The sequence below is a fragment of the Rhizobium sp. P38BS-XIX genome, from assembly GCF_012641435.1.
Lineage (GTDB): Bacteria > Pseudomonadota > Alphaproteobacteria > Rhizobiales > Rhizobiaceae > Rhizobium.
Genome location: NZ_JABAIJ010000007.1, coordinates 156750 through 178642 on the forward strand (window position 1 = coordinate 156750; position 21893 = coordinate 178642).

Below are 21893 nucleotides of genomic sequence, written 5' to 3' on the forward strand. Positions count from 1 at the left end.
TCGCCCCCGCCACACATGCATCTGAAAACGTCGAAAAAACGGCGATTACTTGGCAACGAGGCCTTCGCGCTGTGCGCGCTTGCGAGCAAGCTTGCGAACGCGACGAACAGCTTCAGCCTTTTCGCGAGCACGCTTCTGCGACGGCTTTTCATAGTAGTCGCGCATCTTCATTTCGCGGAAAATACCTTCGCGCTGCATCTTCTTCTTGAGAGCGCGGAGAGCCTGGTCGACATTGTTATCGCGGACAAGTACCTGCACGAGAATCACGTTCCTTTGGTTTGGTTGATGCCAGCGGCAACAGCAGCGCCAGGAGGCAAAAAAATAACGTTCGCGAAGCCGCAGCCTTGCGATTGGTTAGGCGAGATAACAGATCGGTTTCTCAAAGTCTAGCCAGATCGTGAGTTTGCAGAGGAAAAAGCTAGTTGTCGAGTGTTGAAAAGAGCCGCAAGGCCTTGGTTGCCTTGCGACGGCTATGAGAGATGAACTTCATTTCGTCCGTTTTCGAACAGACATGCCTGTGCAAAAATTCCGATTCATGATCATGCAACAGATGCTGCTGCCTGATTCCCGCAGCAACTAAAGGCCGAAAAGGGAAGCGCTTTATGAAAGCAATCAATTTCGTTGCTGCCGGAAGGCTACTTGTCGCGCTCATGCTTGCCCTTATGGTTCTGGCTGCTCTTGAGGCCGCCATGGCCGGCGAGGTGCGTTTCGGCAAGAATGTCCGCATCGGCGGACACGATTTTTCGAACCAAACGTTCGATAGCAGGCACCGTGCAAGAATTTATCTTTACAACCAGAAGCCGCGCAACGAAGGATGCGTCTGGCGCGGGGATGGCCATGGTGGCCGGGTGAAGGTTTGTCACCTGCGGCGCAAATAGGACGCAGTAAGGGGATATTATGAACGATCAGAACATGCCGGCGAGCGTACAGTACTATAAGCGCCTCACATACGCTGGCATGGCGCTCATTTTTTTAAACCTTTTGGTGAATTGGGATAAGGTGGGGGCCAAGCATTTTTCGGAAGCACCGCTCGCCTATATAATTTTGCAAATCGCATTTCTTTGTATCCAAATCTTCTGGGTTTGGCTGGTTGCTCGCAGACGGGTGAACTGGGCGCGCTGGATGACACTTGGCGCGCAATTTGCGATGATGTTCATCATTGGTTGCGGCTTCGGTATGCTCACCGAGAGAGGTCATGCTTACGGGACCGCTAGGGAACTCGTTTTCCTAATTCTGGCGACGGTGTCTTATCTGCTTGCGGCGTGTCTTCTTTTTACGCGTGGCGCAACACTGTGGTTTGTTCACCAGACAGCTGAATTTGCTCATGCGGGCGCTAACGCCGCAAGTGGTTCAGCCTTGCGGTCCGATGGTTCTTTTTAACCGTGTCGAAAGACGGTCCCTAATGCGTCGCAAAAGAGCCGTTGTGTCGGTTTTTGATTTGCGATCTGTATGACCCAGAAGAAGGGCGTCTTGCCTGAAGGAGTTGAGGGCGAATGCGTAAATACTCGGTTTTTGCCGTGGCACGGGAAGCGATGCGGGCTCACAAGGGCTGGGAGGCTCAATGGACCTCGCCGGAGCCACGCAAGGAGTATGACGTCATCATCGTCGGCGCCGGCGGTCATGGCCTGGGTGCGGCCTATTACCTCGCCAAGGAACACGGCATCACCAATGTCGCCGTCATCGAAAAGGGGTGGCTCGGCGGCGGCAATACCGGCCGCAACACGACCATCATCCGCTCGAACTATCTCTATGAAGAGAGCATGCACATCTACGAGCATTCGATGAAGCTCTGGGAGGGGCTGTCTCAGGATCTCAATTACAACGTCATGTATTCGCCGCGCGGCGTGATGATGCTGTCGCACAATGTGCACGACCAGCAGTCCTTCAAGCGGCATATCCATGCCAACCGCCTTTACGGCATCGACAATGAATGGCTGACGCCGGAACAGGCGAAGGCCTATTGTCCGCCGCTGGATATTTCCAGCACCGCGCGCTATCCGATCAACGGCGCTGCTCTGCAGCGTCGCGGCGGCACGGCGCGTCACGATGCGGTCGCCTGGGGCTTTGCCCGCGCTGCTTCCGATCGCGGCGTCCATATCATCCAGAATTGCGAAGTGACCGGCATTCGCCGCGGGCCTGATGGCCGCGTGACGGGTGTCGAAACGAGCAAGGGTTTCATCGGCGCCAAGAAGGTCGGCGTGTCCGCGGCGGGCCATACCACGGTCGTCATGCAGATGGCCGGCGTGCGCGTGCCGCTGCAATCGAGCCCGCTGCAGGCGCTGGTCTCCGAGCCGCTCAAGCCGATCTTCCCCTGCGTCGTCATGTCGAACACGGTGCATGCCTATATCTCGCAGTCCGACAAGGGCGAGCTCGTCATCGGCGCCGGCACGGACCAATACAATTCCTACAGCCAGACCGGCGGTCTGCAGATCATCACCCATACGCTGGATGCGATCTGCGAGCTCTTCCCGATGTTCCGGCGCGTGAAGATGATGCGCTCCTGGGGCGGTATCGTCGATAACACGCCGGATCGTTCGGCCATCCAGTCGAAGACGCCGGTGCCGGGGCTCTACGTCAACTGCGGCTGGGGCACGGGTGGTTTCAAGGCGACGCCTGGTTCGGCCAATCTCTTTGCGCATCTCATCGCCCGCGACGAGCCGCATCGATTCAATGCCGGCCTGACGCTCGATCGCTTCCGTACCGGTCGTCTGATCGATGAGGCGGCAGCGGCTGCCGTCGCGCACTGATGTTGGCGGCGGTTGGGATCTTTCTGGCGGCAGGGCTTTCATTGCCGGCAGAAACGGTCGTGACCGAAATCAACGATCTCTTTCCAGGAGCCGAGGATTTTCGCATGCAAGTGATCCACAAGGCCAAGGATGAGGCCGAATGGCCCTTTGAAGCCGATAGCGGAACGCTGATATGCGCCAAGGTGCTGAACAAGCCGGCGGTCTATTTCGTGCCGGAGCAGAAGCCCGAGGCAACGAGAGCCTTCGTCCTCGATACGGATCTGCTCGCCATGGCTATGGTCAATATGGGGATGAGCAACGTGCTGAAACCCTACGGATCGCTTGAGGCGCTGCTGACGCGCATAACACCTTTCGTCACCATGGGACGGCGGCTCTGCACGCAGCCTCCCGGTACAAACCTTTCGGGCTCCGAGCTTTAACACAGGTAGAAAACGATGCTGCTGATTTACTGCCCCTATTGCGAGGAAGAGCGTTCGGAACTCGAATTCCGCAATGCCGGCGACGCGCATATCGTGCGGCCGGCCAATATTGCCGGGATCTCGGACGAGGAGTTCGAGGAATATTTCTTCCTGCGCGACAATCCGAAGGGTCTGATCTTCGAGCGCTGGCGGCATATCCATGGCTGCGGCCGCTTCTTCAATGCGGCGCGCGACACGGTGAGCGATCAGTTCTACCGGACGTACAAGGCCGGCGAGCCGAGACCGGATCCTGCGACACTGAAACCCGGCGCTTCAGAGCCGGCGGTCCAGCAACAGAACGAACAAGAACAGACGGCACAAACAGAGGGATTTGCTGAATGAGCGGCGCCAATCGTATCGCGGGCAAGGGACGTCTGACGCCGGCCAGAACCGCTCGCTTCACTTTTGACGGCAAGAGCTATACCGCGCTCGAAGGCGATAGCGTCGCCTCGGCGCTGCTTGCCAACGGCATTCATCTCGTCGGCCGATCCTTCAAATATCACCGCCCGCGCGGCATTCTTTCGGCCGGAGCCGAAGAGCCGAATGCGCTGCTCGATATCTCCCGCGATGCTGCGCGGCGCCAGCCGAATGTGCGCGCCAGCGTGCAGGAAGTCTTCGATGGCATGAAGGCGCAGTCGCAGAACCGCTGGCCGTCGCTCGCTTTCGATATCGGCGGCGTCAACAATCTGATGTCGTCCTTCTTTGCCGCTGGCTTTTACTACAAGACCTTCATGTGGCCGAAGGCCGCCTGGAAGCATATTTATGAGCCGCTCATCCGCCGTGCTGCGGGCCTCGGCGTCGCGCCGACGGAAGAAGATCCGGATCACTATGCCGGCCGCTATGCCCATTGCGACGTGCTCGTCGTCGGTGCCGGCATTGCTGGTCTTTCGGCGGCACTTGCCGCTGCCGAAACCGGCGCCAAGGTTATCCTCTGCGACGAGCAGCCTGATGTCGGGGGCGCGCTGCGCTTCGATACCGGCGTCAAGATCGACGGTGTCGAAGGCTATGACTGGGCGCAGGCTGTTGTCGCGAAGCTCGAGGCGATGCCGAATGTTCAGGTGCTGACCCGCACAACGGCCTTCGGCTACTACAATCACAATTTCTTCGGCCTTGCCGAGCGTGTCACGGACCATCTGGCAAAGCCGGGCCGCGATCTGCCGCGCGAACGGCTGTGGCAGGTCCGCGCCAAGCGAGCCATCCTGGCGACGGGCGCCATCGAGCGCCATATGGTGTTTCCGAACAACGACCGCCCGGGCATCATGCTGGCGTCTGCGGCACGCGCCTATCTCAACCATTACGGCGTCGCCGTCGGCGCGAAGATCGGCGTCTATACGGCGCATGATTCTGCCTATGAAGCCGCCTTCGATCTGAAGCGCGCCGGTGTTTCCGTCGTTGCCATCGTCGACAGCCGTGCCCGTCCGGGCGAGGCGGTTCTGGCCGAGGCAAAGCGGCTCGGCATCGAGGTCATGACCGACTATGCCGTCGTTGATACGGCCGGCAAGCTGCGCGTCTCCTCCATGACTGTTTCGCGCAACGGCAGCTCCGCCACGCGCAAGATTGCGATTGATGCCCTCCTGGTTTCGTCCGGCTGGACGCCGTCCGTTCACCTGTTCTCGCAGTCGCGCGGCAAGCTGAAATTCGACACCGAAAAGCAGCGCTTCCTGCCGGGCACCTATGTGCAGGATTGCCTTTCGGTCGGTGCGTGCAACGGCACGGACGGGCTGCAGGCGGCAATCGAGGAATCACTGGCGGCCGGCGAACTGATGGCGCGCGCCACCGGCAGCACCAATGGCGGCGAGAAGATCCAACTCCATGCCGAGCAAGCGTTCGAATGGACCGGCGGCATGATCGGTGCGGCCGAAGGCGCCGGACCGGACACGAATGCCAAGGCCTTCGTCGATTTCCAGCACGACGTCTGCGCCAAGGATATTCGCCTCGCCGTGCGCGAGGGCATGCATTCCATCGAGCATATCAAGCGCTTCACCACCAACGGCATGGCGTCCGATCAGGGCAAGCTATCCAACATGCACGGGCTGGCGATTGCCGCTGAAATGCTGGGCAAAGATATTCCGCAGGTCGGTCTTACCACTTTCCGTGCGCCTTATACGCCCGTCACATACGGCACGCTGATCAGCCATTCGCGTGGGCCCCTTTTCGATCCCGCCCGCAAGACGCCGCTACATGCCTGGGAAGAGGCGCATGGCGCGATCTTCGAAGACGTCGGCAACTGGAAGCGCGCCTGGTTCTATCCGCGCGCCGGCGAAACGATGCATGACGCCGTCAATCGCGAGTGCCGCACGGCCCGCGAAGTGGCCGGCGTGTTCGATGCCTCGACGCTCGGCAAGATCGAGGTTGTCGGACCGGATGCGGCCGAGTTCCTGAACCTGCTCTATACGAATGCCTGGGATACGCTGAAGCCGGGCCGCTGCCGTTACGGCATCATGACCCGCGAGGATGGCTTCGTTTACGACGACGGCGTTGTTGGACGTCTGGCCGAAGATCGCTTCCATGTGACCACCACGACCGGCGGCGCGCCGCGCGTTCTGCACCACATGGAAGACTATCTGCAGACCGAATTCCCGCATCTGAAGGTGTGGCTGACGTCGACCACCGAGCAGTGGGCTGTTATCGCGGTGCAGGGTCCGAAGGCGCGCGAGATCGTCGAGCCGCTCGTCGAGGGCCAGGATCTGTCCAACGAGGCGTTCCCGCATATGAGCGTGGCCGAGTGCAAGGTCTGCGGTGTGCCGGCACGGTTGTTCCGCGTCTCCTTCACCGGTGAAGTCGGCTATGAAATCAACGTGCCGGCCGATTATGGCCAGTCCGTCTTGGAAGCCATCTGGGCGCGCGCCGAGCCGCTGGGTGCTTGCGCCTACGGCACAGAGACCATGCACGTGCTGCGCGCCGAGAAGGGCTACATTATCGTCGGCCAGGATACCGATGGTACGGTGACGCCCGACGATGCCGGTCTTTCGTGGGCTGTGTCGAAGAAGAAGACCGATTTTGTCGGTATCCGCGGCCTGAAGCGCCCGGATCTCGTCAAGGAAGGTCGCAAGCAGCTCGTCGGTCTCGTTACCCGCGATCCGAAGGTGGTTCTGGAAGAGGGGGCGCAGATCGTCGCCGATCCGAACGAGCAGAAGCCGATGACCATGCTTGGTCATGTCACATCGGCCTATTGGTCCGAAAATCTCGGCCGATCCATTGCCTTTGCGCTGGTTGCCGGCGGACGCGAGCGCATGGGCAAGACGCTTTACGTGCCGATGCCCGACAAGACGATATCAGTCGAGGTGACGGATCTGGTGTTCTTTGACAAGGAAGGAGGCCGGATCAATGGCTGATCTCGCTACCCGCAAACTGCCGCTCGCAGGCCGCCATGGCGGTTCCTCGACCGTCCGGCTGACGCCGGCTGCTCCAGCAAGCCGCATTTCACTGCGTGCGCCTGGCGATTCCGTCGGCGGTCTTTCGCAGGCGCTCGGCCTGCAACTGCCGACCCGACCGAAGACCTCGGCCAGCGCCAATGGCCGTCATGCACTGTGGCTCGGCCCGGATGAATGGCTCGTCATCGATGAAAACGGCGCAGATCTGATCGGCATTGCCGGATCTTCCGGCGTGCTGCACGCGGCGACCGATGTCTCGCATCGCAATACCGCGGTCATCGTCTCCGGCCCTGGCGCGGAAGCGACGCTTGCCGCCGGCTGCCCGCAGGATGTTTCGTTGGGGGCATTTCCCGTCGGTGCCTGCTCGCGCACGCTGCTCGGCAAGGCGGAAGTCGTGCTTCTGCGGCTCGACGAGGAGACATTCCGCGTCGAAGTGTGGCGTTCCTTTTCCGACTATGCCTTCGGCCTGCTTGCAGAAGGCGCAGAGGATGCGGGCCGTTAGGGTCTACAGGTTTTTGAGAGCAAAGCTGAGATAAAGATCAGCTCGGCGCATCACGCCGATAGTTGGCGGCAATTGATCTTGCTTGCCGCCAATTTCGGTCGCATACTGCTTGTAGTGGCGGCTGCTTTTCACAACGTCAGGCCTCAATCAGCGCGTCGCAATGCGCGACGAAAAAGGTCATGTTCATGGGTTCGAACAAGCAAAGCCTTGAAGTTGATTCCAAGACATGGACCGGCATAGGGATGCAGCCGGAAACCTCACAACCTGCGGTGCGAAGCGAATATCTCAGTATAGACTATATGTGCGTTTTCGCCCTGTGGTTCAGTTTCGGGCAGCTGCTCTTACGAACAATAGAGTCGATTCTTCGAAAGGAATATTCTCTGAGTTTTCTGTATGGAAAGCCGAATCTCGGTTTTTATATAGTCTACATTTCGCTCGCAGCGATCGCGTTTGCCATTCTGTCTTTCAGAAAAAAGTCTCGTGATCCAAAAAAAACCTAAGCCTCCTCGGGCCGATCCTTGGGATCGAACTGCGATATCGTCGTCCAGGTTGCCGTCAGCGCCGGTTTGCGCTCATTCTCGATTTCGACCGTCACGTCATAGGTCAGCATCAGCATATTGGCGCCGCGCAGTCGCGTTTCGGCGAGATTGAAGCGACCGCGGACGCGTGCGCCACACTTCACCGGTGACATGAAGCGGATCTTTTCGAAACCGTAGTTGATGCCCATGGTCTGTTCGCGGATTTTCGGCAGTGCGCTGTAATTCAGCGCCGAGAGCAGCGACAGCGTCAGAAAGCCGTGGGCGATGGTTCCCCCATAGGATGTTTCCGCTTTGGCGCGCTCTGGATCGACATGGATGAACTGGTGGTCGTGCGTCGCATCGGCGAAGGTATCGATCATCGTTTGATTGACGTCGATCCAGTCGGAGATGCCGATCTCCGTTCCCACAAGCTTCATGATGTCTACAAGCGAGATATCGCCGGGCATTTCCATCCTCGTCAGTCAGAGCAATTTCAACGGAGCTGCGATGTTGATCGCGCTGGAATTGGCTCAAGGGTCAATGACCCTTTCTGGCGAATCGAAACAGAAAGTTCAACCGCGATCAGGTCTCGAGAAGGAAACTGACAGAGCGTGCTGTAAGCCTGAACCGTTTGAGGGGTGGCGTTTCCTCGGCCGGAGTCAGCAGAGACCATCCGTGCTGATCGGAATGTGGCAGTGTAACATCGGCGTCAGCGGCGTGGCGATTGAAGACGATGGCGAGGCGTGTCGAACGGTTGTTGTCGCGATCCCTTGTGGTGATCGCCATGCCGAGCAGCCCGGCGTTCTGGGCTTCCCAGTCCGCGACGGTCATCGGCTCGCCCGCAGCGGAGAACCACACCACGTCACCATTGCCTTGAAAGAATTCCATATCGCCGAAAGCACTGAAACGACGGCGCAGCCCGGCAAGCCATGCCGTATGGCCGATCAACGCCTCGTCGAGGCTCGACCAATCCACCCAAGTGATCGCATTGTCCTGGCAATAGGCATTGTTGTTGCCCTGCTGGCTGCGGCCGCCTTCGTCGCCGGCCGTGAGCATGATCGTGCCGCGTGTTGCAAAGAGCGTGGAAAGCAGCGCTTTAATGTCGGTGCGTCGCCTGTCCTGGATCGCCCGGTCTTCCGTCTTGCCCTCGACACCATTGTTCCAGGAGAAATTCTCGTTGTGGCCGTCGCGGTTCTCTTCTCCGTTGGCTTCGTTGTGCTTGCCGGCATATGAGACGAGATCCATCAGCGTGAAACCGTCATGAGCGGCCAGGAAATTGACGCTACGCGTCTGCGGGCGTCCCTCGCGGCCAAAGATGGAGGACGAGCCTGCAAGGATTGTTGCGAGATCGCCGACCCTGTTGTCACCGCGCCAGAAGTGGCGCAAGTCATCGCGGGCGCGATCGTTCCATTCGAGGAACGGGGCCGGCAAATTTCCCAGCTGATAGCCGCCCGGGCCGATGTCCCATGGTTCGGCGATCATCACGCGGTCTCTCAGGACTTCATCCGTCAACATGGCGCGCAATGTCCCGCTATCGCGATCGAAACCATTGCCGGTGCGACCGATGATCGTTGCGAGATCGAAGCGGAAGCCGTCGATGCCGGCATGCTCGACGAAATGGCGAAGGCTGTCGATGATGAGACGGCGTGTTGCCGGCTGGTCGCAGGCGACCGTATTGCCTGTGCCTGTATCGTTGACCAGCGTGCCGGGCTGATCGGGCAGGTGGCGAAAATAGGTGGGATTGTCGAGGCCGCGCAGGGAAAGTGTAGGCCCGTGCCGATCGCTTTCGCCGGTATGGTTGAAGACCAGATCGAGAATAATAGCGATCCCCTCGGCATGAAGAGCTGCGACCGTCTCGCGCAATTCCTTGATGCCGCCGGGCACCAGACGCGGATCGAGCGCCATGAAGCCCACCGGATTATAGCCCCAGCCGTTGGTCAAGCCGAGTGGCGGCAGATGCCGCTCGTCGATCCAGGCGGTAATCGGCATGAGCTCGACCGCATCCACATGCAGCCGCTTGAGATGCGCGATGACCGAGGGATGCGCAAGAGCGCCCACCGTCCCACGCTGCCTTTCCGGCACATCCGGATGCAGCATGGTGAATGGCCTCACCGCGATTTCGTAAACCAGGCCACCAGGCTGAAACAAAGGCTTGGCTGGTGGAACGGCGACATCGCAAGCGACGATCGCCTTCGGCATGAGATCACAAGTGTCTTCGCCGGCCATTCCCAGGCGAGGATCATATTGAAAAGGTCGATCGATCTCGGTCGCGTAGGGATCGACCAACAGTTTCGATGGATCAAACCAGAGGCCGCGATCAGGGTCGTATGTGCCGTGGGCACGCAGTCCATAGCGCATACCCGGCTTTGCGCCCTTGACGAAGAGACGGTGCTCGTCGCCATCGCGCGTCAATGGGAGGCGCACGATTTCCTTCCTGCCCTCGGCATCGAAGACACACAGCTCGATCTTTTCGGCGTGTGTGGACCAGACCGCAAATTCAACGCCGGCTTCGGTGAGGGTGGCGCCAAGGGAACGGCTTGTCGGCTCTGACATGTCTCGCGGGCCTTCTCGCTGGGGATGGCGTCCTCTCTCCGCTGACAAGGCTCGGATGAGGAGCGGAGCGTTCGGCAGATCATGCGGCCGCATTGAACGAAAGGCGACCCTTGTGCGGCCAGCCCTGCTTTGCTTTGCGGCTCAGGCAATCTTTCTTCCCGCAGAAGCGGGAAGAAAGAGCTTGGATCGTTGGTTCAGGTAATGACTGTGGGAGCATCGCGGCCGGTGCGGCCACTGATATCGGCGATATCCTGCGCTGCCTTGATCAGGTCGGCGAGCGCTTCCTGCGTCTCGATATTGTGCCGGGTCGAATCGGCCTCGTATCTTTCGATGTAAACGCGCAAGGTCGCGCCCGTCGTGCCGGTGCCCGACAGACGGAAGACGACGCGGGAGCCGCCCTCGAACATGATGCGAATGCCCTGATGCTGGCTGACGGATTTGTCGACCGGGTCGTGATAGGCAAAGTCGTCGGCGGCGGACACGGTGAGGTCGCCGAACTTGCTGCCGGGCAGCGTCGGCAGCTTTTCGCGAAGCGCCGAAATCAGGCCGTTGGCGGCATCGGTGTCGACGCCTTCATAGTCATGGCGAGAATAGTAGTTGCGGCCATAGGTGGCCCAATGCTGGGTGACGATATCGTTGACGCTTTCGCCACGCACGGCAAGGATGTTCAGCCAGAGCAGCACGGCCCAAAGACCGTCCTTTTCGCGGACGTGGTTGGAGCCGGTGCCGGAACTTTCCTCGCCGCAGATCGTCGCCATGCCGGCATCGAGCAGATTGCCGAAGAATTTCCAGCCGGTCGGCGTTTCATAGATGCCGATGCCACGCTTTTCGGCAACGCGGTCGGCCGCGCCGCTCGTCGGCATGGAGCGAGCGATGCCGACGATGCCGTGCGAGTAACCCGGGGCCAGATTGGCGTTGGCCGCCAGGATCGCCAGGCTGTCCGACGGCGTGACATAGATGCCCTTGCCGATAATGAGGTTACGGTCACCGTCGCCGTCCGATGCAGCGCCGAAATCGGGCGCATCGTCGCCCATCATCTCGTCGTAGAGCTCTTTGCAATAAACGAGATTGGGGTCGGGGTGGTGCCCGCCGAAATCAGGCAGCGGCAGGAAGTTGCGCACGGAACCGTCCGGCGCGCCGAGGCGAATTTCGAAGATTTCCTTGGCATAGGGGCCGGTGACGGCGCTCATGGCATCGAAATTGAGGCGGAAGCCGAGGCTGATCAGGTTACGGATCGCGCCGAAATCGAACAGCTCTTCCATCAACGCCGCATAGTCTTCGACCGGATCGATGACCGAAACGATCATCCCGCCGACATCTTCACGGGCGATGCGATCGAGATTGATGTCCGGGAAGTCGGCGATCTTGTAGCTTTCGATGCTCTTCGAACGCTCGTAGATGGCGTCTGTGATCTTTTCCGGGGCCGGGCCGCCGTTGCCGATATTGTACTTGATGCCGAAATCTTCCGTCGGGCCGCCGGGGTTGTGGCTGGCAGACAGGATGATGCCGCCGAAGGCCTTGTACTTGCGGATGATGTTGGAGGCTGCGGGCGTCGAGAGGATGCCGCCCTTGCCGACCATCACCTTGCCGAAGCCGTTTGCCGCGGCCATCTTGATGGCCTTCTGGATGACTTCGCGATTGTAGTAACGGCCGTCGCCGCCGATCACCAGGGTCTTGCCCTGATAGCCCTCGAGCGAATCAAAAATCGACTGGATGAAGTTTTCCGCATAATTCGGCTGCTGGAATACGGGAACCTTCTTTCGCAGGCCGGAGGTGCCGGGTTTCTGATCCGCGTAGGGGGTGGTGGATACGGTTTTAATCATCGGGTTAAGCGCCTCTCGAGACTAGACTGGAGTAGAGAGCGGCGTAGCGTTCTGCGCTCCTGCCCCAGGATACGTCGGATTTCATGCCCTGCTTTTGCATCTGCGTCCAGACCTTTCGATCCTGGAAAAGATGCATGGCCCGGCGCATAGCCTGCAGCAGCCCATCGGCGGTGACGGGCGAAAACTGAATGCCAGTGGCGACTTTGGCCTGCAGGGCGGCGTGGTTGGCGTCGATAATGGTGTCGTTCAGCCCGCCGGTACGCGCAACGATCGGCAGGCAGCCGTAACGTAGGCCATAAAGCTGGGTGAGGCCACAGGGTTCGAAGCGCGATGGAATGATAATGCCGTCGCTGCCGGCCTGAAGCAGGTGCGACATGGGTTCGTTATAGCCGGCCGACACGCCGACGCGGCCGCGATAGCGGCCGGCTGCGGCGAACAGCGCGCCTTCCAGCGCAGCGTCGCCCGCACCGAGCACAGCGAGCTTGCCGCCCATCCGCACGATCTCGCCGGCAACGCCTGCCAGAAGGTCCATGCCCTTTTGCCATGTCAGGCGGCTGACGGCGCAGAAGATCGGGCCATCGTCGTCGTCGAGGCCGAAATGCTCGACGATTCGGTGACGGTTGACGGCGCGATCCTTGAGGCTCGCTGCGCCGTAGGTTTTCGCGATCATCGGGTCGGTTGCCGGGTTCCAGATGTCGTCATCGATGCCGTTGACGATGCCATGCAGGCTCGAGGCCCTGCTGGCGATCACGCCTTCCAGACCCATGCCGAATTCCGGCGTCAGAATTTCCTCCGCGTAGGAAGGGCTGACGGTGGTCAATGCATGGGCGGTTTGCAGGCCGCCCTTTAGAAAGCCGACATCGCCATAATATTCGATGCCCTCGACCGAAAAGGCATGCGCCGGCAGGCGAAGACCGGGAAAGATGTCCGCGCCGAACTGACCCTGAAACGCAATATTGTGGATCGTGAGCACGCTCGGAAGTTCCGGCGTCGCATAATAACGCATGTAGACCGGAACCATGGCGGATTGCCAATCATGCGCATGCACCAGATCGGGTTGCCAACCCGGCAGGCGGCCAGCCGCAATTTCGGCGCCGGCCAATGAAAGGGCGGCGAAACGGCGCCAGTTATCGGGATAGTCCTTGCCCGTGGCGTCGACATAGGGGCCGCCCGTGCGGTTGTAATAGGCCGGTGCGTCGAGCACGAGGAAGGAGATGCCGCCATGCTCCACTTCCAGCACGCTGGCCTTCTCACCGAGAAGATCTGCGAACTCGAGGCGGATGACGTGATCCCGGATGACCTTCATCACCGCGGGATAACCCGGAATCAGCGTTTTCGTTTCGACCCCGAAGGGCTTCAATGCAATAGGCAGGGCGCCTGCAACATCGGCGAGGCCCCCTGTCTTGATCAGGGGGAAGACTTCGGACGAAACCGAGAGAACCTTCATAGGTTACAAATCCAGCTTGTCTATCATCGATTGTGTGATCAGGCAGATGCCGCTTTCCGTGCGGCGCCAGCGCTTGGCATCCAGTTCCGGATCCTCACCGACCACCAAGCCTTCCGGAATGGTGACGCCGTGGTCGATGACGACGTTCTTCAGCTGCGCGCGGCGACCGATCTTCACGCTCGGCAGCACCACGGCTCCCTCCAGTTTGGAGTAGGAGTTGGCGCGGACACCCGTGAACAGAAGGCTGTTGTAGAGGCTGGCGCCTGAGATGATGCAATCGCCGGCAACCACGGAGGAAACCGCAGAACCGCGCCGGTCCTCATCGTCGTGAACGAACTTCGCCGGCGGGCTGATTTCGGCATAGGTCCAGATCGGCCAGGATTTGTCGTAGATATCGAGTTCCGGCACCACCGCAGTCAGGTCGATATTGGCCTGCCAGTAGGCATCGATCGTCCCGACGTCGCGCCAGTAGGCCTCGCGCTCGAAATCCGAGCGGACGCAGGATTGCGTGAAGCGATGGGCGACCGCTTTGCCGTTCTTGACGATATAGGGAATGATGTCCTTGCCGAAGTCGCGGCTGGAGTTCGGATCGGCCGCATCGCGCTTCAGGCATTCGATCAGGAACTTCGTGTGGAAGACGTAGATGCCCATCGAGGCAAGAGCAAGCTCCGGATTACCGGGGATGCCTGGCGGATCGGCCGGCTTCTCGACGAAATCGATGATCTGGTCCTTTTCGTCGACATGCATGACACCGAAGCCGACGGCTTCCATGCGCGGCACTTCGAGGCAACCGATCGTCACCTGGGCGCCCGAATCGACGTGCTGCTGCAGCATCCATTCGTAGTCCATCTTGTAGATGTGGTCGCCGGCCAGGATGACCATGTATTCCGGGCCATAAGGCTCGATGATATCGATGTTCTGGTAGACGGCGTCGGCCGTGCCTTCATACCATTGCGTTTCCGACACGCGCTGCGAGGCCGGCAGGATGTCGAAGCTTTCGTTTCGCTCGGGCCGGAAGAAGTTCCAGCCGCGCTGCATGTGACGGATCAGCGAGTGCGCCTTGTACTGGGTGGCGACGCCGATTCGACGGATACCGGAATTGAGCGCATTCGACAGGGCAAAATCGATGATGCGGGTTTTGCCGCCGAAGTAGACGGCCGGCTTAGCACGACGATCGGTGAGCTCCTTCAACCGACTGCCTCGACCGCCAGCAAGAACGTAGGCCATGGCATCGCGTGCCAGAGGCTGGAAGCGTTTTTCTACCATTTTATTCCTCCCTGTCGGTAATAATATCAAAATTCCGGTTCGAGCATGATGGTCGCCAACGGCGGCAGCGTTATTGTCGCTTGTATGCCGCCACCAGCATTAACGGCCTGAACACGCCCGCCGTTCCCCTTTCCGCTGCCGCCGTAGATATCGGCATCGGTATTCAGTATCTCGCGCCACCGCCCCTCAGCAGGCAAGCGCAAGGTATAGTTCTCACGATAGACTGGCGTAAAATTGGTGATGACCGCAACCGGTTTTTCGCCCGGCGCCTTGCGCAGCCAGGCGAAGACCGAGTTCTCGAAATCATCGACGACAAGCCATTCGAAGCCTTCGCCTTCGCAGTCCCGAGCGTGCAGCGCCGGCTTGCTGCGATAGGTGAAGTTGAGGTCGCGCACGAGGCGACGCATGCCCTCATGCATCCGATATTGCAGCAGATTCCAGTCCAGGGCCCGCTCTTCGCTCCACTCGCTCCATTGGGCGAATTCCTGACCCATGAACAAAAGCTTCTTGCCGGGATAACCCCACATGAAGGCATAGTAGGCGCGCAGGTTGGCGAATTTCTGCCAGTCGTCGCCGGCCATCTTGGCAATCAGCGATCCCTTGCCGTGCACGACTTCATCGTGGGAGAGCGGCAGGACGAAATTCTCCGAAAACGCGTAGATGAGGCCGAAGGTCAATTCATTGTGATGATACTTGCGATGCACGGCCTCGCGGGAGAGGTAGCTCAGCGTGTCGTGCATGAAGCCCATGTTCCACTTGAAGCCGAAGCCGAGGCCGCCTTCATGGACAGGCTGCGAGACTTTCGGCCAGGAGGTGGACTCTTCGGCAATGGTCATGACACCCGGATGGGCGCCATAGACTCGCGCGTTCATCGACTGGAGGAAACGAACCGCCTCGAGATTTTCATTGCCGCCATATTCGTTGGGGATCCATTCGCCGTGCTTGCGCGAGTAATCCAGATAGAGCATGGAAGCGACGGCATCGACGCGCAAACCGTCCAGATGATATTTTTCGGCCCAGTAAAGCGCATTGTTCTGCAGATAGGCGAGAACCTCTGTCCGGCCGAAATTGTAGATCGCCGTGTTCCAATCGGGATGGAACCCCTTGCGCGGGTCTTCATGTTCGTAGAGCGCCGTGCCGTCGAACCAGCGAAGACCATGCTCGTCGGTCGGAAAATGTGCGGGCACCCAATCGAGGATGACGCCGATGCCGACCTTGTGGCAGCCGTTGACGAAGCGGGCAAATCCTTCCGGTTCGCCGAAGCGGGCAGTCGGCGCATAAAGGCCGGTGGTCTGATAACCCCAGGACGGGTCGTAGGGGTGCTCGGTGATCGGCAGGAATTCGATATGGGTGAAGCCCATGTCGGAGCAGTAGGGGATCAGGCGCGAGGCCAATTCGTCCCAGGATAGCATCGAGCCATCGTCCCGGCGCTGCCATGAGCCGGCGTGTACCTCGTAGATGCTGATGGGCTGGCGGCGTTGATCGACACTTGCCCAATGCTCGCGGTGGGCCGCATCCTCCCACACCTGGCTCAGCTCGTTTGTTGTCACCGAAGCGGTTTTGGGGCGCAGCTCGCTTCGGCGAGCAAAAGGATCTGCCTTCAAGGGCAGCAACACGCCGTCCTGGCCGCGGATTTCGAACTTGTAGGCGACGCCTGCCGGAACATCCGGTGCGAAGATTTCCCAGATGCCCGAATCCGAGCGCAGGCGCATGACATGTCGCCTGCCGTCCCAATTGTTGAAGTCGCCGACGACCGATACGCGTTGCGCATTCGGTGCCCAGACGGCGAAATGGAAGCCCTGGACACCCTCGTGCTTGATGGGATGTGCGCCCATCTTGTCGAATAGGCGAAGGTGCGTTCCCTGGCGGGCGAAATAATCGTCCATCGGCCCAAGCACGGGCCCGAAGCTATAAGGGTCTGTCACCGCCCATTCGGCATCGCCGCGCCGGGCGCGATAGCGCACCGGCTGCTGCTTGGTCAGTTTTACATCGCCGGCAAAGAAGCCTGCTGTGTCCAGGCAATCCAGCTCGCCGATGACGGTGCCGTCCAAAGCCGTTGCGGTAACGGCTTCAGCGCCCAGAATAAAGCAACGGGCCACAAACCCCTCATCCACCCGATGTACGCCAAGGACGGCGAAGGGATCCGAATGGGTGCCTGCGAGAATTGCAGCAATGTCGTCTGCCGAAATGTCCCTCAAGCTTGTGCTGTCAGCGGGTCTTTTCGGCTTCTTCATCCGGCTCTCCAAATTTCCTTGGCATATTGGCGGATCGTCCGATCGGACGAGAACCAGCCCATGCGTGCGGTATTGTTGATCGTCTTCGCGTACCATTCGGACGGATTGGACCAGAGAATATCGACCTCGCGCTGCGCCGAGGCATAGGCGTCGAAGTCAGCTGCGACCATGAACCAGTCATGGCTGTAGATACCCTCGATCAGGCCGGAATAGCGATTGCGGTCGTCGGGAGAGAAGACGCCCGAGTTGATGGCATTCAGCGCCTGCGACAGCTCGCGCGACTGTTCGATGACCGCGCGGGGATTGTGTCCGTCGCTGCGGAGGCTGGCCACTTCATCGGCCTTGAGACCGAAGATGATGATGTTGTCCTCGCCGACATTGTCGCGCATCTCGACATTGGCGCCATCGAGCGTGCCGATGGTCAGAGCGCCGTTGAGGCCGAACTTCATGTTGCCGGTGCCGGAGGCTTCCATGCCGGCGGTCGAAATCTGTTCGGAAAGGTCCGCGGCCGGAACCATGACTTCCGCCAGCGAGACGTTGTAGTTCGGCACGAAAACGACCTTCAGCAGGCCGCGCACCGAGGGGTCGTTGTTGATGACGCGCGCAACGTCGTTGATCAGTTTGATGATGAGCTTGGCGTTGTGATAGCTCGGTGCCGCCTTGCCGGCGAAGAGCTTCACGCGCGGCTGCCAGTCTAGCTCGGGATGCGAGCGGATCTGATCATAAAGCGCCACCGTTTCGATGATGTTCAGAAGCTGGCGCTTGTATTCGTGAATGCGCTTGATCTGAATATCGAACATCGCGCTCGGGTCGAGCTTGATGCCCATCCGGCTGGCGACGAGATTGGAGAGCTGCACCTTGTTGGCACGCTTCACGGCAGCGAACTTCTCCTGGAAGGCGCTGTCGCGGGCAAACTGATCCAGCGGCTTCAGCTGCTCTGCATCGTCGAGGAACGCATCGCCGATGGTTTCGCGGACAAGGTTGGTCAGACCCGGATTGCACTGCATCAGCCAGCGACGCGGCGTGATACCGTTCGTCTTGTTGTTGATGCGGTCCGGATAGAGCTTGTGCAGGTCGGCAAAGACCGTGACCTTCATCAGATCCGTGTGCAGCGCCGAGACGCCGTTGATCGAGTGCGATCCGACAAAAGCAAGGTTGCCCATGCGCACGCGGCGGTCGCCGTTTTCGTCGATCAGGGAAATCGAGCGGATTTCCGCATCGTTGAAGTTGCGGGCCTTGCGGGCTTCCACGAGGATCTTCGCATTGATCGCGTAGATGATCTGCATGTGGCGCGGCAGGAGACGTTCGAACAGCGGCACCGGCCAGCTTTCGAGCGCTTCCGGCAGCAGCGTATGATTGGTGTAGCCGAAGGTGTTGCGGGTGATGTCCCAGGCCTTGTCGAAGTTCATGCCGTGAACGTCAACCAGCAAACGCATCATCTCGGCGACCGAGACGGCCGGGTGCGTATCGTTCAGCTGGATCGCGACCTTGTCGGCGAGATTGCCGAGATCATCATATTGCTGCAGATGGCGGCGCAGGATGTCCTGGAGCGAGGCCGACGAGAAGAAGAATTCCTGGCGCAGGCGCAGTTCCTGACCGGCGGGGGTTGCGTCGGCAGGGTAGAGGACGCGGGTCAGGCTTTCGGCCTTGTTGCTTTCGCGCAGCGCACCGATGTGGTCACCGGCATTGAAGGCGTCGAGCAGGATCGGGTCGATCGGCTGTGCCGACCAGAGACGCAGCGTGTTGACGCGCTTGCCGCGCCAGCCGACGACGGGTGTATCGAAGGCTGCGGCAATGACGCGCTCGGCCGGCTTCCATACATAGCGCGGCTGATCGTCGGTGCTCGCCACTGTCTCGACACCGCCGCCGAAACCGATTTCATAAGCGCTTTCCTGACGCTCGAACTCCCAGGGATTGCCGTGGGCGAGCCACGTTTCCGGCAATTCCACCTGCCATCCATCGGCCATCTGCTGGCGGAAGAGGCCGTGAACATAGCGGATGCCGTAGCCGTAAGCCGGTACGTCGACGGTCGCCATGGATTCCATGAAACAGGCAGCGAGACGGCCAAGGCCGCCGTTGCCGAGAGCGGCATCAGGCTCGAGACCGGCAATGACGCGGACGTCGACGCCGAGCGAGGCAAGTGCGTTGGTGATCTCTTCCATCAGGCCGAGATTTGACACGGCATCGCGCATCAGGCGACCGATCAGGAACTCCAGCGATAGATAGTAGACGCGCTTGGCGCCGGTCTCATAGGCCTTGCGGGTCGATTCCATCCATCGGTCGATGACACGGTCGCGAATAACGAGGATCGTCGCGGTCAACCAGTCGTGCGGCTTGGCCACTTTCGCATCCTTGCCGATGCGATAGGTCAGGCGCTCGATGATTTCCTCCGCAAGGATTTCAGGACGGGAGCTGCGGGGCGGCGGAACGGGAAGATCGGCCTTCGTCAGGTTATTCATACTATCAAGTCTCGCCATTTGTGTTTTATATTCAGAGTGTTATGCCTGAATAAATCAAACTGCCTATCCGTTTCACTAGCAGTTTACGCACTGATGTAAAGCAGTTGCAACATTCGAGTTGCGCAGATGCGAAAATAGCGGCCAAACAATTCCCAATCGTGGGAAAAGACTTGATTCCGATAATGTTTCGGGCTCTTATCCGACGATTGAAGACACGAAAAAGCCGCGCGATACTCGTTTCGCGCGGCTTTTTTCTTTGGTGTGTATTCATGGTTGCCGGGTTGTCGCTGGCGACATGCTTATTTCTTGAGCAGCGTCAATTGCTTCGATGCCTGGGCGCCAATCGTCTTGAAGGCGGCAACAAGATCCGACATCTGTTGCACATCGAAATAGTTGGATGGGCTCGAGGCGCAGCTAAGCAGCAGGGACTGACCGCGAGTCGGAGCCATGAAGGCCACCGTGTAGATCTGCACGCCCGCGGCTTTTGCAGCCTTGCAGGTGTCCAGCGTTTTCTGGTCCGAACTCGTGGCGTTGTTTTCGCCGTCCGTCATCAGAACGATGAATTTCTGGAAGGTCGCATTGCCCTTCTTTCCCTGCTCCGTCGCCTCGCCGGTCGAGTTTACGCTATTATAGGCAAGCGTCATCGGCGCACTCGACTCGGTGCCGCCATTGGCATTCAAACCGCTGACAACGTTGCTGCGTGTAGATTTGGTTCCCCAATCGAGGTTGCTGGAGCTATCCACCTGGCTGCTCCAGGCAATGGCGGCGGTCCGCACATATTGCGACTTGGGGTCGGCCGCATCGAGCTGATCGAGAAGATTGCCGACGGCCGTTTTCAGCGCGGCGATTTTCTTGATGTAGCAGGGGCTGATGGGGTTTTTATACTGATACAGGTAGACGCCGTCTGTGTAGTACTGGATGCAGCTGTTCTGGGTGGTGTCGACGACTTCCGTGTTCAGTAGCATCGAACCCGATTTGTCGAGCGCGATTTCCATCGACAGCGCGCTCTTTTGAATGGCTGTGCCGCTGGTCGTCGAGCTCGTGGCGGCAATCGCCATCGTCTGCAGCCCCAGCAGCTTGCTCATGCCGTTGACCGGCATGTTGTAGGATGCCTTGACGGCGACGGAATAGCTCGTGCCGCCGGAAGAGTTGGCGGCTGACGTGACGGTGGTCGAAGTTCCAGCCTTGAGGGCAGCGGTGGCGTTGGCATCGTTGCCGATGTAATTCGCCATCTGGCCAAGCACAAAATTATTGGCGAGATCCTGAGCATTCGACGTTGTGGCGGTGCCGTTGGCGAGCGCGGTTGCGGTCGCGAGGGCGGCGGCGTCGGAGGCTTCCTGCAGCTGGCTGCGCATCAGCGACATGTTGGTGACATCGATCGCCACGCCGCTGGCGGCGGCCAGAACGGGTATCGCCAACGCTGTCATGATGCCGAAGTTTCCAGCTTTGTCGCTTAGAATTTTTTTGAAGGAACGAAGTATATCCGAACCGGAGATCATCATGTCCGCCTGCTGGAGAAGGGTGAATACTCAAGATTGCAGGACTATCGATGATAAATATGAGTCAACCGTTTAAGCGTCAGTTCGATTTTTAGCAAACCGTCGTATTGGTCTCGTTTTGACTTGGTTTATATTATATTAGAGGAATGACATCTACGGCTTGCACCGTCTTTTGGTTGCCATAACCTTTCAAGACGCCGATGACCGGAGCAACATCGGAGTAATCGCGACCATAGGCCACGACGATATGATCGGTGCTGGCCGGAATGTTGTTTGTCGGGTCCAGCTCGATCCAGCCTGCCGTTTCCCCGCACCAGATGCGCACCCAGGCATGCATGGCGTCGGCGCCTTCAAGGCGTTCCTTGCCGGGCGGCGGGATGGTGCGCAGGAAGCCGCTGACATAACCGGCAGGAATGCCGAGGCTGCGCAATGCGATGATCATCACATGCGAAAAATCCTGGCAGACGCCACGCTTGAGGCGGAGTGCTTCCCTGGGTGTCGTGTCGACGGTCGTGGCCTTCGGATCGTAGACAAAATCCTTGTGAATCTGGGCGCAGACGGCGTGGGCAATCTGCATGGTCGTCAGGTTCGTCGTTTTCCACTGCCGCGCGTAGTCGGCAATTTCTGCCGTCTCTGGGAGGCGAGGGCTGCTGCCGAGAAAATGATGCGGCGATGAGGCGTCAATCGACCAGCAATCGCTGATCTCGTCGGGAAGTCTGGTGAGCACCGGCGAAAAGTCTGCGGTGACGGGCTGACTTTCCACCTGAACGCGCGCCTGCATCCGGATATCCAGCTTTTCGTGCGGATCACGCACCAAAATCGAGGTTGCGGGGTGCTGGAAGAAGTCGGTGAAGTTCGATTGCTCGTCCGGACCCGGCGTTATCTTGACCGAGCCGGCGATCAGCCGTTGCCGGTTGGGCAGCGAAAGCGGCATCACCCGCAATATGTGCCGGGCGCCGCTGGCCGGTGCGTCATACAGATAACCCATGTGCAGAGAAAGATCGTAAAGCATC

The 21893-nt window shown here is 59.5% G+C and carries 17 protein-coding genes; 7 read left to right on the forward strand and 10 right to left on the reverse strand.

Annotated elements, in window-relative coordinates; genetic code table 11:
* Positions 1-45: 45 nt before the first annotated feature.
* Positions 46-258 (reverse strand): 30S ribosomal protein S21, encoded by a 213-nt coding sequence (gene rpsU, locus HGP17_RS22385; RefSeq protein WP_004117638.1) that lies wholly within the window; start codon positions 256-258, stop codon positions 46-48.
* Between the two features lie 344 nt (positions 259-602).
* On the opposite strand from rpsU, the gene HGP17_RS22390 reads away from it, so the two are divergent.
* The 7 genes from HGP17_RS22390 to HGP17_RS22420 all read left to right on the forward strand — a co-directional run bounded on the left by HGP17_RS22390 (position 603) and on the right by HGP17_RS22420 (position 7081).
* Positions 603-878, forward strand: coding sequence for a hypothetical protein (locus tag HGP17_RS22390; RefSeq protein WP_168812663.1), 276 nt, complete (start codon positions 603-605; stop codon positions 876-878).
* 19 nt (positions 879-897) lie between these two features.
* Positions 898-1380 carry a hypothetical protein gene (locus HGP17_RS22395; RefSeq protein WP_168812664.1) on the forward strand — a complete coding sequence of 161 codons (483 nt, stop codon included), beginning with the start codon at positions 898-900 and terminating at the stop codon, positions 1378-1380.
* 113 nt (positions 1381-1493) lie between these two features.
* Positions 1494-2747, forward strand: a complete 1254-nt coding sequence (locus tag HGP17_RS22400; RefSeq protein ID WP_168812665.1) for a sarcosine oxidase subunit beta family protein — start codon at positions 1494-1496, stop codon at positions 2745-2747.
* Positions 2748-2851: 104 nt separating this feature from the next.
* A complete protein-coding gene (locus HGP17_RS22405; RefSeq protein WP_246704180.1) occupies positions 2852-3166 on the forward strand; it encodes a hypothetical protein in 315 nt (104 codons plus the stop codon).
* A 15-nt stretch (positions 3167-3181) separates the two neighbouring features.
* A complete protein-coding gene (locus tag HGP17_RS22410; protein ID WP_168812666.1) occupies positions 3182-3547 on the forward strand; it encodes a sarcosine oxidase subunit delta in 366 nt (121 codons plus the stop codon).
* Complete coding sequence (locus HGP17_RS22415) at positions 3544-6540, forward strand: sarcosine oxidase subunit alpha (RefSeq protein WP_168812667.1); 2997 nt, start codon at positions 3544-3546, stop codon at positions 6538-6540. Before HGP17_RS22410 ends, HGP17_RS22415 begins: the two co-directional genes overlap by 4 nt.
* Positions 6533-7081 carry a sarcosine oxidase subunit gamma gene (locus HGP17_RS22420; RefSeq protein ID WP_168812668.1) on the forward strand — a complete coding sequence of 183 codons (549 nt, stop codon included), beginning with the start codon at positions 6533-6535 and terminating at the stop codon, positions 7079-7081. Before HGP17_RS22415 ends, HGP17_RS22420 begins: the two co-directional genes overlap by 8 nt.
* A gap of 496 nt (positions 7082-7577) precedes the next feature.
* Here the strand turns inward: HGP17_RS22420 and HGP17_RS22425 are convergent, their stop codons facing one another.
* The 9 genes from HGP17_RS22425 to HGP17_RS22465 all read right to left on the reverse strand — a co-directional run bounded on the left by HGP17_RS22425 (position 7578) and on the right by HGP17_RS22465 (position 21892).
* Positions 7578-8066 (reverse strand): MaoC family dehydratase, encoded by a 489-nt coding sequence (locus HGP17_RS22425; protein ID WP_168812669.1) that lies wholly within the window; start codon positions 8064-8066, stop codon positions 7578-7580.
* A gap of 115 nt (positions 8067-8181) precedes the next feature.
* Positions 8182-10152 carry a glycogen debranching protein GlgX gene (glgX, locus tag HGP17_RS22430; protein WP_168812670.1) on the reverse strand — a complete coding sequence of 657 codons (1971 nt, stop codon included), beginning with the start codon at positions 10150-10152 and terminating at the stop codon, positions 8182-8184.
* A gap of 194 nt (positions 10153-10346) precedes the next feature.
* On the reverse strand, positions 10347-11975 hold the full coding sequence (locus tag HGP17_RS22435; protein WP_168812671.1) for an alpha-D-glucose phosphate-specific phosphoglucomutase: 1629 nt from the start codon (positions 11973-11975) through the stop codon (positions 10347-10349).
* 4 nt (positions 11976-11979) lie between these two features.
* Entirely contained in the window at positions 11980-13422 is a 1443-nt protein-coding gene (gene glgA / locus HGP17_RS22440; RefSeq protein ID WP_168812672.1) for a glycogen synthase GlgA, read from the reverse strand.
* Positions 13423-13425: 3 nt separating this feature from the next.
* Entirely contained in the window at positions 13426-14688 is a 1263-nt protein-coding gene (gene glgC, locus HGP17_RS22445) for a glucose-1-phosphate adenylyltransferase (RefSeq protein WP_168812673.1), read from the reverse strand.
* Positions 14689-14714: 26 nt separating this feature from the next.
* A complete protein-coding gene (gene glgB / locus HGP17_RS22450) occupies positions 14715-16922 on the reverse strand; it encodes a 1,4-alpha-glucan branching protein GlgB (protein ID WP_168812674.1) in 2208 nt (735 codons plus the stop codon).
* Entirely contained in the window at positions 16919-19381 is a 2463-nt protein-coding gene (locus HGP17_RS22455) for a glycogen/starch/alpha-glucan phosphorylase (protein ID WP_168812675.1), read from the reverse strand. The genes glgB and HGP17_RS22455 overlap by 4 nt, the downstream gene beginning before the upstream one ends.
* 299 nt (positions 19382-19680) lie before the next feature.
* Positions 19681-20883: a TadE/TadG family type IV pilus assembly protein gene (locus HGP17_RS22460; protein WP_348648983.1), complete on the reverse strand. Its 1203-nt coding sequence runs from the start codon at positions 20881-20883 to the stop codon at positions 19681-19683.
* A gap of 130 nt (positions 20884-21013) precedes the next feature.
* The gene (locus HGP17_RS22465; protein WP_168812676.1) at positions 21014-21892 is read right to left on the reverse strand and encodes a transglutaminase family protein; all 879 of its coding nucleotides are present in this window, start codon (positions 21890-21892) and stop codon (positions 21014-21016) included.
* Between the last annotated feature and the right edge of the window lies 1 nt (position 21893).

Excerpts from the sequence above, each read along its gene's own strand:
- HGP17_RS22390 (WP_168812663.1), top strand. The coding sequence starts at position 603 with ATGAAAGCAATCAATTTCGTTGCTGCCGGAAGGCTACTTGTCGCGCTC.
- HGP17_RS22395 (WP_168812664.1), top strand. The coding sequence starts at position 898 with ATGAACGATCAGAACATGCCGGCGAGCGTACAGTACTATAAGCGCCTC.
- HGP17_RS22400 (WP_168812665.1), top strand. The coding sequence starts at position 1,494 with ATGCGTAAATACTCGGTTTTTGCCGTGGCACGGGAAGCGATGCGGGCT.
- HGP17_RS22405 (WP_246704180.1), top strand. The coding sequence starts at position 2,852 with ATGCAAGTGATCCACAAGGCCAAGGATGAGGCCGAATGGCCCTTTGAA.
- HGP17_RS22410 (WP_168812666.1), top strand. The coding sequence starts at position 3,182 with ATGCTGCTGATTTACTGCCCCTATTGCGAGGAAGAGCGTTCGGAACTC.
- HGP17_RS22415 (WP_168812667.1), top strand. The coding sequence starts at position 3,544 with ATGAGCGGCGCCAATCGTATCGCGGGCAAGGGACGTCTGACGCCGGCC.
- HGP17_RS22420 (WP_168812668.1), top strand. The coding sequence starts at position 6,533 with ATGGCTGATCTCGCTACCCGCAAACTGCCGCTCGCAGGCCGCCATGGC.
- HGP17_RS22425 (WP_168812669.1), bottom strand. The coding sequence starts at position 8,066 with ATGCCCGGCGATATCTCGCTTGTAGACATCATGAAGCTTGTGGGAACG.
- glgX (WP_168812670.1), bottom strand. The coding sequence starts at position 10,152 with ATGTCAGAGCCGACAAGCCGTTCCCTTGGCGCCACCCTCACCGAAGCC.
- HGP17_RS22435 (WP_168812671.1), bottom strand. The coding sequence starts at position 11,975 with ATGATTAAAACCGTATCCACCACCCCCTACGCGGATCAGAAACCCGGC.
- glgA (WP_168812672.1), bottom strand. The coding sequence starts at position 13,422 with ATGAAGGTTCTCTCGGTTTCGTCCGAAGTCTTCCCCCTGATCAAGACA.
- glgC (WP_168812673.1), bottom strand. The coding sequence starts at position 14,688 with ATGGTAGAAAAACGCTTCCAGCCTCTGGCACGCGATGCCATGGCCTAC.
- glgB (WP_168812674.1), bottom strand. The coding sequence starts at position 16,922 with ATGAAGAAGCCGAAAAGACCCGCTGACAGCACAAGCTTGAGGGACATT.
- HGP17_RS22455 (WP_168812675.1), bottom strand. The coding sequence starts at position 19,381 with ATGAATAACCTGACGAAGGCCGATCTTCCCGTTCCGCCGCCCCGCAGC.
- HGP17_RS22460 (WP_348648983.1), bottom strand. The coding sequence starts at position 20,883 with ATGATGATCTCCGGTTCGGATATACTTCGTTCCTTCAAAAAAATTCTA.
- HGP17_RS22465 (WP_168812676.1), bottom strand. The coding sequence starts at position 21,892 with ATGCTTTACGATCTTTCTCTGCACATGGGTTATCTGTATGACGCACCG.